The sequence below is a fragment of the Flavobacterium sp. 11 genome, assembly GCF_002754315.1.
In the GTDB taxonomy this organism is placed as follows: domain Bacteria; phylum Bacteroidota; class Bacteroidia; order Flavobacteriales; family Flavobacteriaceae; genus Flavobacterium; species Flavobacterium algoritolerans.
Map to the genome: position 1 here is coordinate 2,819,667 of NZ_PEFE01000001.1, position 15,601 is coordinate 2,835,267.

17 protein-coding genes are annotated in these 15,601 nt (G+C 34.8%); 6 read left to right on the forward strand and 11 right to left on the reverse strand.

Annotated elements, in window-relative coordinates; genetic code table 11:
- Window positions 1-39 precede the first annotated feature (39 nt).
- Together CLV00_RS12270 and CLV00_RS12275 are read left to right on the forward strand one after the other, a co-directional pair.
- A complete protein-coding gene (locus tag CLV00_RS12270; RefSeq protein ID WP_099715458.1) occupies window positions 40-2,379 on the forward strand; it encodes an ATP-dependent helicase in 2,340 nt (779 codons plus the stop codon).
- 113 nt (window positions 2,380-2,492) lie between these two features.
- The gene (locus CLV00_RS12275; protein WP_099715459.1) at window positions 2,493-3,113 is read left to right on the forward strand and encodes an L-threonylcarbamoyladenylate synthase; all 621 of its coding nucleotides are present in this window, start codon (window positions 2,493-2,495) and stop codon (window positions 3,111-3,113) included.
- A 100-nt stretch (window positions 3,114-3,213) separates the two neighbouring features.
- Here the strand turns inward: CLV00_RS12275 and CLV00_RS12280 are convergent, their stop codons facing one another.
- The 3 genes from CLV00_RS12280 to CLV00_RS12290 are packed head-to-tail and all read right to left on the reverse strand — an operon-like array spanning window position 3,214 to window position 5,562.
- Window positions 3,214-4,047 (reverse strand): OmpA family protein, encoded by an 834-nt coding sequence (locus tag CLV00_RS12280; protein ID WP_099715460.1) that lies wholly within the window; start codon window positions 4,045-4,047, stop codon window positions 3,214-3,216.
- 50 nt (window positions 4,048-4,097) lie between these two features.
- Window positions 4,098-5,099 carry a glycosyltransferase family 2 protein gene (locus tag CLV00_RS12285; RefSeq protein WP_099715461.1) on the reverse strand — a complete coding sequence of 334 codons (1,002 nt, stop codon included), beginning with the start codon at window positions 5,097-5,099 and terminating at the stop codon, window positions 4,098-4,100.
- Between the two features lie 13 nt (window positions 5,100-5,112).
- A complete protein-coding gene (locus CLV00_RS12290; RefSeq protein WP_099715462.1) occupies window positions 5,113-5,562 on the reverse strand; it encodes a type I restriction enzyme HsdR N-terminal domain-containing protein in 450 nt (149 codons plus the stop codon).
- A gap of 92 nt (window positions 5,563-5,654) precedes the next feature.
- On the opposite strand from CLV00_RS12290, the gene holA reads away from it, so the two are divergent.
- From holA to ettA, 3 genes are all read left to right on the forward strand, one after another.
- Entirely contained in the window at window positions 5,655-6,659 is a 1,005-nt protein-coding gene (gene holA, locus CLV00_RS12295; protein WP_099715463.1) for a DNA polymerase III subunit delta, read from the forward strand.
- A gap of 76 nt (window positions 6,660-6,735) precedes the next feature.
- Entirely contained in the window at window positions 6,736-6,918 is a 183-nt protein-coding gene (locus tag CLV00_RS12300; protein WP_091169561.1) for a CAL67264 family membrane protein, read from the forward strand.
- 78 nt (window positions 6,919-6,996) lie between these two features.
- On the forward strand, window positions 6,997-8,691 hold the full coding sequence (ettA, locus tag CLV00_RS12305) for an energy-dependent translational throttle protein EttA (protein ID WP_099715464.1): 1,695 nt from the start codon (window positions 6,997-6,999) through the stop codon (window positions 8,689-8,691).
- Window positions 8,692-8,751: 60 nt separating this feature from the next.
- Here ettA and CLV00_RS16645 read toward each other — a convergent pair whose 3' ends face one another.
- The 4 genes from CLV00_RS16645 to CLV00_RS12320 all read right to left on the reverse strand — a co-directional run bounded on the left by CLV00_RS16645 (window position 8,752) and on the right by CLV00_RS12320 (window position 12,073).
- Window positions 8,752-8,883 (reverse strand): hypothetical protein, encoded by a 132-nt coding sequence (locus CLV00_RS16645; protein WP_255409051.1) that lies wholly within the window; start codon window positions 8,881-8,883, stop codon window positions 8,752-8,754.
- A 76-nt stretch (window positions 8,884-8,959) separates the two neighbouring features.
- Window positions 8,960-9,376, reverse strand: a complete 417-nt coding sequence (locus CLV00_RS12310; RefSeq protein WP_099715465.1) for a thiol-disulfide oxidoreductase DCC family protein — start codon at window positions 9,374-9,376, stop codon at window positions 8,960-8,962.
- A gap of 119 nt (window positions 9,377-9,495) precedes the next feature.
- Entirely contained in the window at window positions 9,496-9,801 is a 306-nt protein-coding gene (locus CLV00_RS12315) for a GIY-YIG nuclease family protein (protein ID WP_099715466.1), read from the reverse strand.
- A gap of 106 nt (window positions 9,802-9,907) precedes the next feature.
- Complete coding sequence (locus CLV00_RS12320) at window positions 9,908-12,073, reverse strand: DNA mismatch repair protein MutS (protein WP_099715467.1); 2,166 nt, start codon at window positions 12,071-12,073, stop codon at window positions 9,908-9,910.
- Between the two features lie 113 nt (window positions 12,074-12,186).
- Between CLV00_RS12320 and ung the strand changes: the two genes are divergently transcribed.
- Complete coding sequence (gene ung / locus CLV00_RS12325) at window positions 12,187-12,858, forward strand: uracil-DNA glycosylase (RefSeq protein WP_099715468.1); 672 nt, start codon at window positions 12,187-12,189, stop codon at window positions 12,856-12,858.
- Window positions 12,859-12,999: 141 nt separating this feature from the next.
- Here ung and CLV00_RS12330 read toward each other — a convergent pair whose 3' ends face one another.
- From CLV00_RS12330 to tsaE, 4 genes are all read right to left on the reverse strand, one after another.
- Window positions 13,000-13,374, reverse strand: a complete 375-nt coding sequence (locus CLV00_RS12330; RefSeq protein ID WP_099715469.1) for a DUF4258 domain-containing protein — start codon at window positions 13,372-13,374, stop codon at window positions 13,000-13,002.
- A gap of 36 nt (window positions 13,375-13,410) precedes the next feature.
- Window positions 13,411-14,610, reverse strand: a complete 1,200-nt coding sequence (locus tag CLV00_RS12335) for an alanine dehydrogenase (RefSeq protein WP_199074797.1) — start codon at window positions 14,608-14,610, stop codon at window positions 13,411-13,413.
- A 94-nt stretch (window positions 14,611-14,704) separates the two neighbouring features.
- Window positions 14,705-15,178: a GNAT family N-acetyltransferase gene (locus tag CLV00_RS12340; protein WP_099715470.1), complete on the reverse strand. Its 474-nt coding sequence runs from the start codon at window positions 15,176-15,178 to the stop codon at window positions 14,705-14,707.
- Window positions 15,179-15,187: 9 nt separating this feature from the next.
- Entirely contained in the window at window positions 15,188-15,595 is a 408-nt protein-coding gene (gene tsaE / locus CLV00_RS12345; protein ID WP_099715471.1) for a tRNA (adenosine(37)-N6)-threonylcarbamoyltransferase complex ATPase subunit type 1 TsaE, read from the reverse strand.
- Between the last annotated feature and the right edge of the window lie 6 nt (window positions 15,596-15,601).

The following is a 15,601-nucleotide window of genomic DNA, read 5'->3' on the forward strand; positions in this document are numbered from 1 at the left end:
TTAAATTCTTATTTTTGCATAATAAATTTAAATTTCTCCATGCATAAATATATCGATCAACTCAACGAAGCCCAACGTGAACCTGTTCTTCAAAAAGACGGACCAATGATTATCATTGCTGGTGCGGGCTCTGGGAAAACGCGTGTGTTGACTATTAGAATTGCTTATTTGATGAATCAGGGCGTTGATGCCTTTAATATTTTATCGCTTACGTTTACCAACAAAGCGGCACGGGAAATGAAAACCCGAATCTCCCAAATTGTTGGAGCAAGTGAGGCCAAAAATCTTTGGATGGGAACATTTCACTCGGTTTTCGCCAGAATTTTACGTTCCGAAGCGGATCATTTGGGATATCCTTCGAATTTTACGATTTATGATTCCCAAGATTCATTGCGTTGCATTTCCGGGATTATCAAAGAAATGCAATTGGACAGGGATGTGTATAAACCAAAACAGGTTTTAAGCAGAATCTCCAGTTATAAAAACAGCTTGATTACAGTAAAAGCCTATTTCAATAATCCTGAATTACAAGAAGCCGATGCAATGGCTAAAAAGCCAAGATTAGGAGAAATTTATCAAAATTATGTTGATAAATGCTTCAAATCCGGCGCGATGGATTTTGATGATTTATTATTGAAAACCAATGAATTATTGACTCGTTTTCCGGAAGTTTTAGCCAAATATCAAAACCGTTTCCGTTATATATTGGTGGATGAGTACCAAGATACGAATCATTCTCAATATTTGATTGTTCGTGCTTTATCGGATAAATTCCAAAATATTTGTGTGGTGGGTGATGATGCGCAAAGTATTTATGCGTTTCGTGGTGCGAATATCAACAACATTTTGAATTTCCAGAAAGATTATGAAGGCGTGAAAACCTTTAGATTGGAACAAAATTACCGTTCGACAAAAAATATAGTGGAAGCCGCAAATACTATTATCGATAAGAATAAAGTAAAGCTGGATAAAATAGTTTGGACTGCCAATGATTTTGGTCCAAAAATAAAAGTACACCGAAGCATGACTGATGCCGAAGAAGGGCGTTTTGTGGCCAGTACTATTTTCGAACAAAAGATGCAAAATCAACTTAGTAACGGCTCTTTTGCAATTTTATATCGTACCAATGCGCAATCCCGTGCGATGGAAGATGCGCTCAGAAAAAGAGATATTCCATATCGAATTTATGGTGGTTTATCTTTTTATCAAAGGAAAGAAATCAAGGATGTATTGTGTTACTTGCGGTTGGTTATCAATCCAAAAGATGAAGAAGCTTTGGTTCGCGTAATCAATTATCCGGCTCGAGGAATTGGAGATACAACTGTTGAAAAGCTTACGATTGCTGCCAATCACTACAAACGTTCCATCTGGGAAGTGATGCAGAATATTGATAAAATTGACTTGAAACTGAATTCGGGAACCAAGCAAAAACTGCAGGATTTTGTAACGATGATTCAGAGTTTTCAGGTTATTGATCAAAATCAAGATGCGTTTTATATCACTGATCACGTTGCGAAAAAAACGGGACTAGTACAAGAATTAAAGAAAGATGCCACTCCGGAAGGAATGGCTAAAATCCAGAATATAGAGGAATTATTAAACGGTATCAAAGATTTCACCGAAGGGCAAAAAGAAATCGATGGGGCTCGTGGCGCCTTGTCTGAGTTTATGGAAGATGTGGCTTTGGCAACAGATTTAGATAAAGATACCAGTGATGAAGATCGTGTGGCTTTGATGACGATTCACTTGGCAAAAGGATTGGAATTTCCTCATGTTTTCGTAGTAGGAATGGAAGAAGATTTGTTTCCGAGTGCGATGAGTATGAGTACAAGAAGTGAACTCGAAGAAGAACGTCGTTTGTTCTATGTGGCTCTGACTCGTGCGGAGCATCAAGCCTATTTGACGTATGCACAATCGCGTTATCGTTGGGGGAAATTGACTGATAGCGAACCATCTCGATTTATTGAGGAAATTGATGCACAGTATTTAGAATATCTAACTCCTGCTGAATCAAATTACAGGTATAAACCAATGATTGACAGTGATATTTTTGGAGATGTAGACAAATCCAAATTGCGTCTGGCAAAACCAGCCAACGGAACTCCACCAGTCAAATATAATAATGATAATGAACCCAAATCGGATATAAATATTCGCAAGTTGAAACCTGTATCCAACACTTTAACTTCGAGCGGTAGTGCAAATTTGTTTGATAATAAATTGGTTGCCGGAAATATTGTAATGCACGAACGTTTTGGTAAAGGCGAAGTTTTAAACCTGGAAGGAGTGGGAGCAGATAAAAAAGCCGAAATTAAATTTGAGGTTGGAGGAATAAAGAAATTATTGTTACGCTTTGCGAAACTGGATATTATTGGATAGTACCACGTGGTCAGTTTTTCAGTGTTCAGTGACAGTTTGAGTAAATCTAAAATCAGATGACTGAAGTTTTAAATCAGGAAATCAAAAATCGTTAATCAAAAATCTTAAATCTGATGGCTCAGTTTATAAAAATATACGAAGATAAACCTAACGAAGCGGCAATTGCCAAAGTAGTTAAGGTTTTAAAAGATGGAGGATTGGTAATTTATCCAACGGATACCGTTTATGGTTTGGGTTGTGATATTACCAATACCAAAGCTTTGGAACGCATCGCAAAGATTAAAGGAATAAAGCTGGATAAAGCTAATTTTTCCTTTATCTGTCACGATTTGAGTAATATATCCGATTATGTAAGGCAAATTGACACACCTACTTTTAAACTATTAAAAAGAGCTTTGCCAGGACCTTATACGTTTATTTTACCCGGAAATAATAATTTACCAAAGGAATTTAAAAAGAAAACTACTGTTGGAATCAGGGTTCCTGATAATGCGATAGCTATAGAAATTGTGAAGCAGTTAGGGAATCCAATTGTTTCCACTTCCATTCACGATGATGATGATGTGATTGAATATACGACTGATCCGGAACTTATTTTTGAGAAATGGCAAAACCTAGTCGATATGGTTGTTGATGGCGGTTATGGTGATAATATGGGATCAACAATTATTGATTTATCGGGAGATGAACCTATTGTAGTGAGAGAAGGTAAAGGAAGTTTGGACATTCTTTAATTAGTATTCAGTCCTGAAGATTCGGGATTAGTGTTCAGTAGAAAACATAAAAAAACGTCCCGATGTTCGGGACGTTTTTTAGTTCAAATATAATTTGAAATTATGGTCTTTGTTTTTTCATCTCTTTTTCAATCATGTCATAAAACTGATCGATTTTAGGTAAAACAACAATACGTGTTCTTCTGTTACGAGCTCTGTTTTCAGCTGAATCATTAGCTACTAAAGGAATGTATGAGCTTCTTCCTGCTGCAATCAATTGTTCTGGCTTAACACCTAATTGAGTTGTTAATACACGAATGATAGAAGTAGAACGTTTCACACTTAAATCCCAGTTGTCTAATAAAATACCTGAACCATTGTAAGGAACATTATCAGTATGACCTTCAACCATACATTCAAAATCCGGTTTATCATTTACTACTTTAGCCACTTTAGCTAAAACACCTTTTGCTTTATCAGTTACATCGTAGCTTCCTGTTTTAAACAACAATTTGTCAGCAATAGATATAAATACAACTCCTTTTTCAACATTTATTTCGATATCTGGATCAGAGATTCCTACAGCGCTTTTCAAACTAGTAACTACAGCAAGTGTTACACTGTCTTTTTTAGTCAAAGCATCTTGCATTCTACTGATTTTTAAATCTTTCTCTTTGATAGATTCTAAAGCTTTTTCAATATTTTCAGCTCCTTTTGTAGACAAGATAGTCATGTCTTTAGAAGTGCTTATTAATCCTTGGTTTTGCTCTTTTAAAAGAGATGCAGTAGCAGAAAGTGCTGCTTTTTCTTCTAAACAAGCATTCAATTTTACTGTTGCAGTATTTAATAAGTCTTGAGTTTCTTTATTTCTAGCTTCTAAATCAGTGTATTTCTTTTTAGAAACACATGAAGTCAATAGTGCTAATACAGATAAGGCAATTACTATTTTTTTCATAAATGGTATTAATTTAATTAAATGTTAAAGACAAATTTACTTTTTTATATTTATTTTGTTCTAAATAAATCGTTAAAAACGACGATTTTCTTAATAAAATAGATGTAAACGATACTTTTTGTGTTGTAGTATCTTTGTTCTTGAAATTTAGTTCTTTTTTTATAATGATCTAAAAAAAGTTTGTAAAAAGAAAAATGTGCTTTTAAAATGGCAATAAAATGATTGAATTTTCCTTTCATAAGAAATTGTATTCCGGCAATTCCATCCAGAACCATTCGACCTAAAAGAATTGAATATAATTTATTTTTAGGAAGGTTTTTTGTCAGCATCAATAAGGAGTTTCTGAAATTCAAAAACGTTTTTTTTGGGTTTCCCTGCTGTAAAGTTGCTCCTCCTACATGATATACAACCGATTCTGAAATGTATTTTATTTTATATCCTTTATTGAAGGCACGCCAACACAAATCGATTTCTTCCTGATGTGCAAAAAAAACATCATCAAAACCATTTAGTTCTTTATAAACGGCGCTTCTAATAAAAAAACAAGCTCCTGTTGCCCAAAATATTTCGCAGTTGTCATCGTATTGTCCGTTGTCTTTTTCTAAAGTATCAAAAATACGACCGCGACAATACGGATATCCATATTGATCTATAAAACCACCGGCAGCACCAGCATATTCAAAGTATTCCTTATTTTTGAAATCCAATATTTTAGGCTGAATTATAGCGGTTTTTGGCTCATTCTCGAAAGTTTTAAGAATAGGTTGCAACCAATTTTCGGTTACTTCAATATCCGAGTTTATCAAGGCATATATATCAGCCTCAATATGCTTTAAAGCTTGATTGTATCCATCTGCAAATCCTAAATTAGTGTCGTTTTTTACAATTTTAACCGAAGGAAAAAAAGCTTTCACATAGGAAACAGAATCATCTGTAGAAGCATTATCAGCAACATACACGGTGGCTTCTGGAGAATATTTCAATACCGAAGGTAAAAATTTTTCTAACAATGAAATTCCATTCCAATTCAGGATGACAACAGCTATTTTCATTTAGATTACTTGATTATATATTTTTATACATTGGCAATTCCGGGAGGAATTGATATTTTTCATTTTCAAAATCCATTTGGCAAAAGTAATGATTCAAACCATTGGTTACCATCAAAAATTGTGCATTCATAGTCATGTTATAACGGGCGATTTGATCAAAAGTCGCTTGTGCAATTTTTACTTCAGGGGCTTTACATTCGATTAAAATGAAAATAGAACCATCAGAATTGAAAACCACAACATCATATCTTTTGCGCAAGCCATTGACTTTTAAAACTTTCTCTACGTTAATCAATGATTTTGGGTATTTTTTTTCTTCCAATAAAAATTGGACTACATGCTGACGAACCCATTCTTCGGGAGTAAGAATGATAAATTTTTTCCTGATTTCATCAAAAATGGAGACTTTATTTTCGCTATTTTTGAAACGAAAATTATAAAGCTGAAAATTGAGTTTTTGCATGAAGCAAAAATAGTTATTTAGTTTAAAGTTTAAGATTTAAAGTTTCACACGATGCTATAAATTTTAAACCTTAAACTTTAAACCAAAAATAAATGGACGAGGTTATAAAAATTGTAAATGATATAAAAAGCGGCAACATCAAACCAATTTATTTTTTGATGGGTGAAGAACCGTATTATATTGATAAACTATCAGATTATATTGAAGAAAAAGTCTTATCCGAAGAGGAAAAAGGCTTCAATCAAACCGTTTTATACGGAAGAGACGTTTCTATAGAAGATATCATTTCCACAGCAAAACGCTATCCTATGATGGCAGAGCGTCAAGTGGTCATCGTAAAAGAAGCACAGGATTTAATCAGAACCATAGATAAACTGGAAAGCTACGCTGAAAACCCAATGACAACAACAGTTTTAGTTTTTTGCTATAAATATAAAACGTTGGATAAACGCAAAAAAGTAACTAAGTTATTAGCTAAAAACGGTATTGTCTACGAAAGTAAAAAACTATATGAAAACCAAGTAGGAGAGTGGATCAAACGTGTTTTGTCAGGTAAAAAATATTCGATTGAGCCCAAAGCAAATGCCATGCTGGTAGAATTTCTTGGAACAGATTTGAGTAAAATAAACAATGAACTGGAGAAATTACAAATCATTCTACCGGTTGGAAGTACCATCACTCCCAAGCATATTGAGGAAAATATAGGGTTCAGTAAAGATTTTAATGTGTTTGAATTGCGAAAAGCACTTGGCGAACGCAACCAGCTAAAAGCGTATACGATTGCAGAAAATTTTGCACAAAATCCAAAAGACAATCCAATGGTGGTAACTACAAGTTTGGTTTTTGGATTTTTCATCCAATTACTGAAATACCACGGTTTGAAGGACAGAAATCCCAAAAATGTGTCGGCTGTATTAGGCGTAAATCCATTCTTTTTGAAAGAATATGACGTGGCTTTGAAAAACTATCCGATGAAAAAAGTGAGCCAAATTGTTGGTGCTTTAAGAGATATTGATGTAAAAAGTAAAGGTGTTGGCGCTAATGCAATGTCACAATCCGATTTGTTACGAGAAATGCTTTATAAAATATTTAATTAAAGGACAAAAATTTCCGATATTTGCACTCCCGTTCCGAGACTTCGGAATCGGTTTATTAAAAACAAATACCACAATTATGGGAATGAATAAAAACACTATTTTAGGTTGGGCTACTTTGATAATGATTGTAATGGGTTTATTGCTTATCGCATTAGGCGCTTTTAGATATGATGATGTAGCAGGCTGGGGATTTGCAGCTGTAGGTGTTGGTTTTTTGGCTAATGCTTGGGTGTTTAGTTCGCTTAAAGGCAGACTGTAGTAGTTGTTTTAAATGTAGATTCGAGACTGAAAGTGAAAATTGATAATGTAATTTTAAATTTTAAATTAAAAAATAAAGATGGCAGACGATAAAAAAGTGATATTCTCAATGTCAAAATTGAGTAAAACGTATCAAGGAGCAGATAAACCAGTACTTAAAAACATCTATTTGAGTTTCTTTTACGGAGCTAAAATTGGTATTTTAGGTTTAAATGGTTCCGGAAAATCTTCCTTATTAAAAATTATTGCGGGTGTTGATAAAAACTATCAAGGCGATGTCGTTTTTGCACCGGGTTATACGGTAGGTTATTTAGAACAAGAACCTATTTTAGATGACAGTAAAACGGTTATCGAAATTGTAAGAGAAGGTGTTGCTGAAACGATGGCTGTTCTAGACGAATTCAATAAAATCAATGATAGTTTTGGTTTGCCGGAAGTCTATGAAAATGCCGAAAAAATGGAGCAATTAATGGATCGTCAAGCGCTTTTGCAAGATAAAATTGATGCATTGGGAGCTTGGGAAATTGATACCAAACTTGAAATTGCAATGGATGCTTTGCGTACTCCGGAAGGTGATACACCAATCAAGAATTTATCTGGTGGTGAGCGTCGTCGTGTAGCTTTATGTCGTTTGTTGTTGCAACAACCTGATGTTTTGCTTTTGGATGAGCCTACGAATCACTTGGATGCAGAGAGTGTACTTTGGTTAGAACAACATTTAGCACAATACGCCGGAACTGTTATTGCAGTAACGCACGATAGGTATTTCTTGGATAATGTTGCAGGTTGGATTTTGGAATTAGACAGAGGTGAAGGAATTCCTTGGAAAGGGAATTATTCTTCTTGGTTAGACCAAAAATCAAGCCGTATGGCACTAGAAGAAAAAGTAGCTTCGAAACGCAGAAAAAACTTAGAACGTGAGTTGGACTGGGTTCGTCAAGGGGCCAAAGGACGTCAAACGAAACAAAAAGCGCGTTTGCAGAACTACGATAAATTATTGAATGAAGACCAAAAACAATTGGATGAAAATCTGGAAATTTATATTCCAAATGGTCCACGTTTAGGGACTAATGTTATTGAAGCCAAAAATGTAGCTAAAGCTTTTGGCGATAAATTACTGTATGATAATTTAAATTTCACCTTGCCACAAGCAGGAATTGTTGGAATTATTGGGCCAAATGGTGCTGGTAAATCAACCATTTTCAAAATGATTATGGGTGAAGAAAAACCAGATTCAGGAGAGTTTTTAATTGGAGACACTGTAAAGATCGCTTATGTAGATCAAGCGCACTCCAACATAGATCCTAATAAATCAATTTGGGAAAACTTCGCTGACGGTCAGGAATTGATTATGATGGGTGGAAAGCAAGTAAATTCAAGAGCTTATCTGTCACGATTTAATTTTGGTGGTGGAGAACAAAACAAGAAAGTCTCTATGCTTTCGGGTGGAGAACGTAACCGTTTACATCTTGCAATGACTTTGAAAGAAGAAGGAAACGTACTTTTGCTGGATGAGCCTACGAATGATTTGGACATCAATACGCTTCGTGCATTAGAAGAAGGTTTGGAGAGTTTTGCAGGTTGTGCGGTAGTTATTTCTCACGATAGATGGTTTTTGGACAGAATTTGTACCCACATTCTAGCTTTCGAAGGAAACTCTGAAGTATATTATTTTGAAGGTGGTTTCTCTGATTATGAGGAAAACAAGAAAAAACGTTTAGGTGGTGATTTAACTCCAAAACGATTGAAATATAGAAAATTAATTAGAAGTTAATTCATTCTAATTTTCTTAATAATAGAAGAGGATGTCCACTGGGCATCCTCTTTTTTTGTGCTATTTTTTTATTTTTTTGTCGGAATTCATCATAATTAAAACTGCGGCAACCAGTCCTATGATTACTAAACCAAATACGACAATCATTATAAAGGAACCGTTATCCCAAGAAAAAAGTGTAGTGTCTTTCATGATTAATTAAATTTAAGATTGTCCAAATATATTATTCTTGCAAAATAAAAGGTATGATAATTATCATATTGGTCATTTATTCTAAAAACTTAGCTTGGAGCTCTTTTGTAGGAATTAGGCAAGTTTCCTTTTTTCCATACCATTTGTATCGGTTCTTAGCGATATAATCGTAAATATGGTTATTTAGTGAAGTGGGTAATATTGAAAATAAAGTACCAAAATAAAATAGTCCACTTAAATCTTTTGCAATTTCTAAAACGGCTTCCGATTTATAATAATAAGCGAAACCTGGTTTATACAGAATAATACTATCCGTTTTTTGTGTATCAATTCCTAAATGTTTAATGATTTTTTGACCTAAATCAGATTGTAAGGCAACGAACCTGAAAACATCTTTTGAATCATGCTTAATGATTCTTTGCACTGCCGAATCACACAGATTGCAAACGCCATCAAAGAGGATAATTTTTTTGTCTTTAGGTAAGTTTTCCATTTTTATGTGTCCTTATGTCATTGCGTGGAACGAAGCAATCGCATTTAGTTGCTCAACTTCTATCCTCGTTAGTGCGATTGCTTCGTCCCTCGCAATGACTAGTGTTAGTCTTGTGAGAGTCATTCCGTCATTATATCTTTAATTTCTTCAAATAAATCTTTCCTAGTAGGGTTTAGAGAACGAATTAAAGTATTTTTTGTTTCTCTTGAACCTGCTTTTATTTGCTTTTCTCTAGCTATAGCATCACCAATCCATTGAAATTGCTCATAATAAACTAATAGATCCACATTATAACGAGCAGAAAATGAAGTAGGATATCTTTTTTCTTTATGTTCCAAAATTCTTTGTGGAAGGTTTGAAGTTACACCTGTGTAAACTACGGTTTGGTATTTATTAGTGATAATATAGATAAATCCAGGTTTCATAGTTTTTTATTTGAATTTGTCATTGCGAGGAACGAAGCAATCGCATTAAGTTACTCAACTTGTATCTTGTTAGTGCGATTGCTTCGTTCCTCACAATGACTTTAGTCTATTTTTTCCCAGCTTCAACAAATTCCAGCGCTTCCAGACTTACTTTTGAAGTAAATACACCATAGTTTACCGTTGCTTTGTTTTTTTCAATAGAATCAATCGTTCCTACCGCTTTTCCGTCAAACATTCGCACGCGATCCCCCACTTTTAGGATAGGTTTTGGTTTCTCAATCACCACTTTTAATTTCTTCTCTTTCTTCTCTTTTCTGATTTCTTCAACCTGAACGGTCACTTCTTGAATGACTTCTTTTTTCTTTTCAATCAGTGCTTTTGCCTCTTTGGTTGTGGCTTTTTTGCGTTTTGAATTTTCGATTTCGATGATTTTCAAAAATTCCCCAAGGAGTTCTTTTTTGTTCTTATTATTGAAATATTTCTCCGAAATGTCTTCAATTTTTTGACCAATGTAGATTGTTTTCTGGTTGCTGTCATACAATTCTTGATAGCTTTCCAGTTTTTGCTTGATTTTTACATTGATATTCTCCATTTTTTTGCCTTCTTCACGCGCTTTGGTTTCTTCTTCTTTTAGCGTTTGAGAAGTTTTTTCCATCTTGGAACGCTCTTTCTGAAGGGTTGCAATGGTTTTGTCGAAACGTACTTTTCCAACTTCAATTTTCTTTTTCGCCCGATTAATTAAGCTGAAAGGAATTCCGTTTTTTAAAGCCACTTCAAACGTAAAGGAACTTCCGGCTTGTCCCAAAGCTAATTTATACATGGGTTCCAATGATTTTTCATCAAAAAGCATGTTGGCATTGGTGGCAAAAGGCAATTCGTTCGCCAGAATTTTTAGGTTTGAATAATGGGTTGTAATAATCCCGAAAGCTTCCCGATGGTAGAACTCTTCGAGGAAAATTTCGGCTAAAGCACCTCCTAATTCAGGGTCAGAACCCGTACCAAATTCATCAATAAGGAACATTGTTTTTCTATTGCACTTCTTTAGGAAGTAGTTCATGTTCTTTAATCGGTAACTGTATGTACTTAAATGATTTTCAATAGATTGATTATCTCCAATATCTGTTAAAATTCTATCAAATAAAAACGTTTCACTACGTTCATGTACTGGAATCAACATTCCGGATTGTAACATTAATTGCAGTAATCCAACAGTTTTTAACGAAATGGTTTTTCCTCCGGCATTAGGTCCAGAAATCACAATAATTCTGTTTTCCTGACCCAATTCAATAGTTTGCGGATGCGTAATTTCGTTTTTCTGTTTGTTGTTCAAATACAAAATAGGATGGTAGGCGTCTCTAAAATAAAGTCGGCGTTCCTCAGTAATTGTTGGTAAAATTCCATTGATTTTATTTGCATATTTTGCTTTGGCGGCAATTACATCAATATCACTAAGGAAATCCTGGTATTTGATTAACAGCGGTAAAAAAGGACGAATCTGATTCGATAACTGTTTTAATATTCGTGTGATTTCTTCTTTTTCTTCGTATTCAAGATTACTCAGTTCCCGAGAATATTGTAAAGTAGCTTCGGGTTCAATATAGGCGATACTTCCTGTCTTGGAACTGCCCAGAATCGATCCTTTTACTTTACGGCGATACATCGCTAAAACAGCCAAAACACGTCTGTTTTGCACAAAACTTTCTTTGATGTCGTCAAGATATCCCAGCGCATTGTATTGGGTCATTGCTGATCCAAAACTTTGGTTGACTTTCCCGCGAACTGCATTCATACTTCTGCGTATGTTCAATAAATCCGGGGAGGCATTGTCTTTTATTTCGCCATATTTATCGACTACTTCATCGACCATCGTGATGATTTCTTTGGTCAGCTCGACTTGGTTTGCTCTTGCGTTTAAATTTGGGTAATAATCCTCAAATTTTCTCAAAAAACTCAATAGGAAATTTACCGTTGAAGAAATCGTGGCAATTTTTCTAAAACTGCCCACTTCCAAGAAACTGTCTTCAATGGCCAGAAATTTTATCTCATGCGTAATGGCGTCAAAACCATGATTTGGAATGGCATTGTTATTTTGGAAAGACGAAACATATTCAGATGTTTGCATTAAGGCCTGCATCAACGTTTCCTTGTCTTTAAAAGGAGTTATTTCTAATGCTTTTTGTTTTCCAATGTCAGTATTACAAATTGTCGAAATGGTTTCGAGAACAGTTGGAAATTGTAAATCTTGTAATGTTTTTTCGGTGATGGATATCATTTTATGATCTAAGTTGTAAAGGTTCAAAGTTACAAAGATTCAAAGTGAAATGCATTAATTTTTTTAGCGGACTTTGCGAAAAACTTTGCGAACTTTACGGCAAAATAAATTACATGCAAATCAATCTCAATCCCTCTTGGCAAACCATTTTATCGGATGAAATCAAGAAACCTTATTTTCTGGATTTAATGAAAACTGTTGCTGAGGAATACAAAAATCATACCTGTTATCCTCCAGAAGAATTGATTTTTGCTGCTTTTAACTATTGCAGTTTCAAAGACGTAAAAGTTGTAATCATTGGTCAAGATCCGTATCATGGAAAAGGTGAAGCGAATGGTTTGTGTTTCTCTGTAAATGATGGCGTTCGAATTCCGCCCTCGTTGCGTAATATTTTTCGCGAAATGAGTGATGATTTGGAGACTATTTTTATGCCGACTTCAGGAAATTTAGAAGTTTGGGCAAAGCAGGGCGTTTTATTGTTGAATGCATCGCTGACGGTTAGAGAAGACAATGCGAATAGTCATAAACACTTGAAATGGAATCTTTTTACTGATGCTGTCATCCAAAAAATTTCGGAAGAAAAAGAGCATGTTGTTTTCTTGCTTTGGGGAAATTTTGCGCACAAAAAAGGACTAAAAATCGACCGAAACAAACATTTGGTTTTAGAGTCCGGGCATCCTTCGCCTATGAGTGCCAATCAAGGGAAATGGTTTGGGAATAAGCATTTCAGTAAAACGAATGCGTATTTAAAACTAAACGGATTAGAACCTATAAAGTGGTTGTAGTTTTTTAAAATTATCTTTTTCTAAACCATTAAGAAATTAAGTTTAATTAAGGCTATAAAACTTAATTTTCTAAATATCTTAATGGTTTTATTTTAAAAGTACTGTTTCCTAAAATTTACTTTTGTTGGTATAAAAGAGAAATTATTTTTTTATAATATCTTCTAAGACAGCTTTATCAGCGTAATTAATCACTTTCAAAGTAACCTCTTGGTTTTTGATTGTTTTCCCTTCGATGATATACAGCTTTCCTTTTTTAAGTTCTATATTGCTTTTGTCAAAATCTACATCACCATATTGCAATGTATTTTTTATATCGGAAGTATCAATCCATTTTTCAGCCAAAATCTGTGATGCTTTATCCGAATAATGGAAGGGTTTGTTTCTTAAATCATTCAAGACTCTTGCATTTGGAAAATAGTTACAACGGGTGTCTTTACCACTGAAAACTAACGCTACAAAAAACAATCCGATAACTAAACCTACTAAATAATAAGCAAAACGATGTATAAACTTCATGAATTAAATTTTTGGCAAAGGTAGAAGAAAGTTTTCTTAAAAAACAATTAAATTAATGTCGTTGTTTGGCAAATCGAACCAATCGCCAATGGCACTATTTGTGAGGATTCCGTGGTACATATAAACACCATTTTTCAATCCTTTATCACAACGAATAGCGCTTTCGATACCGCCATCTGCAGCGATTTGCATCAAATAAGGTGTTATGATATTGCTAATGGACAACGAAGCTGTTTTAGAATATCTAGAAGGAATATTGGGTACGCAATAATGCAAGACATTGTTTTTGATGAACGTAGGTTTCTCGTGTGAAGTCACTTCTGAAGTTTCAAAACAACCGCCGGTATCAATGCTCACATCTACAATTACAGCACCGCTTTTCATATGCTCCACCATGGTTTCCGTAACAATCACGGGACAACGTTCTTTTCCTCGCATGGCGCCAATAGCGACATCACATCTTCTCAATGCTTTCAGTAAAGATTTTGGTTGTATGGTAGAAGTAAAAATACGCTGATTCAAATTATTCTGTAAACGGCGCAATTTGGTAATAGAATTATCAAAAACTTTGACATTGGCACCTAAACCAATAGCGGTTTTAGCGGCAAATTCTCCAACAGTTCCTGCGCCAAGAATTACAACATCGGTAGGAGGAACGCCTGTAATATTCCCGAATAACAATCCTTTTCCGAATTCATTGGTAATCATCAACTCGGCAGCAATTAGAATCGATGCAATTCCGGCAATTTCGCTTAACGCTTTCACTGCAGGATAGGTGCCATCTTCATCTTTTATGTATTCAAAAGCCAGTGCGGTAATTTTCTTTTTGGTCAAAGCCTCAAAATAGACTTTCTTTCGGGTTTTTAACTGAATTGCTGAGAGCAGAATCGTTTGAGGATTCATCATTTCAATTTCGGCAAGCGTTGCCGGTTCTACTTTCAATATCATCGGACAACTAAAAACTTTCTTCGTATCACTGGTAACTTCGGCACCGGCATCACAATATTCTTTATCTGTATAACTGGAATTTAATCCAGCGCCAGCCTCAATCATCACCCGATGGCCATGATAGGTCAGAGAGTTTACAGCGTCTGGAGTAAGACAGATACGGCGTTCCTGATAACTGGTTTCCTTTGGGATTCCTATAAAAAGCTCGCTTTTTTTTCTTGCTACCTCAAGTTTTTCTTCTTGGGGTAATAGCTGTTGTTTTGTGAATGGCGTTATAGTAATTGACATTGATGTTGTTAAATTAAGGGTACAATTTACGTAAAAACTTTTAAAAAAAGTGCACTATTTACGGGGATAAATGCACGCGAACTTACATCTGAAATTAGTGCATGATTCTTTCCATTTTTATATCGGCTCTTTCATAAACGCCACCTTCTAAAGGTACTTCTACAAAACCAAATTTTTCATACAAATGAATCGCCGGCAGTAATCTTCTGTTCGAATATAAAATCAGCTTTTCAATTCCTTTTGCTTCAGCAACGGCAAGGCAATGCAGCATCAGTTTTTTTCCAACGCCTAAGCCCTGAACGCCATCTGTTACTGCCATTTTGCTTAATTCATAGGTAGTGCTATCAATTTTCATTAAAGAAACAGTACCTACGATGGCATCATTGTATTTAGCATAAAAAATCATTCCGCCTTTGTCTATAATTTGACCTTGCGGATCCGAAAGTACGATTTCGTCTTTAGGCTCCACCTTGAAATATTTTTTCAACCATTCCAGGTTTAAGGTCTTTATCGGTTCTTTTAATGCGGTTGAAAAAGGAATGATTTCTACTGTATTGTCTAAACTCATAATTACTTTTTAACTTAAGGTTAAAGAACGCTTTCCGTCAGGAAGCAATGAAATAGTTATAACCGAATGTGTTTCAGGAATCAAATTTGGAATCTTCTCTGCCCATTCTATAAAACACCAATTCCCGGAATACAAGTAATCATCAACACCCATATCCAAAGCTTCTGTTTCATGATTTAATCTATAAAAATCAAAATGATAAACTAGCTGATTGTCATCGGCTTCATATTCATTAACTAAAGAAAAAGTTGGACTACTCGTCGCGCCGGTTACACCAAGTGTTTTGCACAATTGCTTGATCAAAGTGGTTTTTCCAACACCCATTTCTCCATGAAACAGAATCACTTTTTTGGGGTTTTCGGCTATGATTTTTTGTGCCACTTCTTCGAGTTGGTCGATAGAAAAAATGATATTCATTCTTTT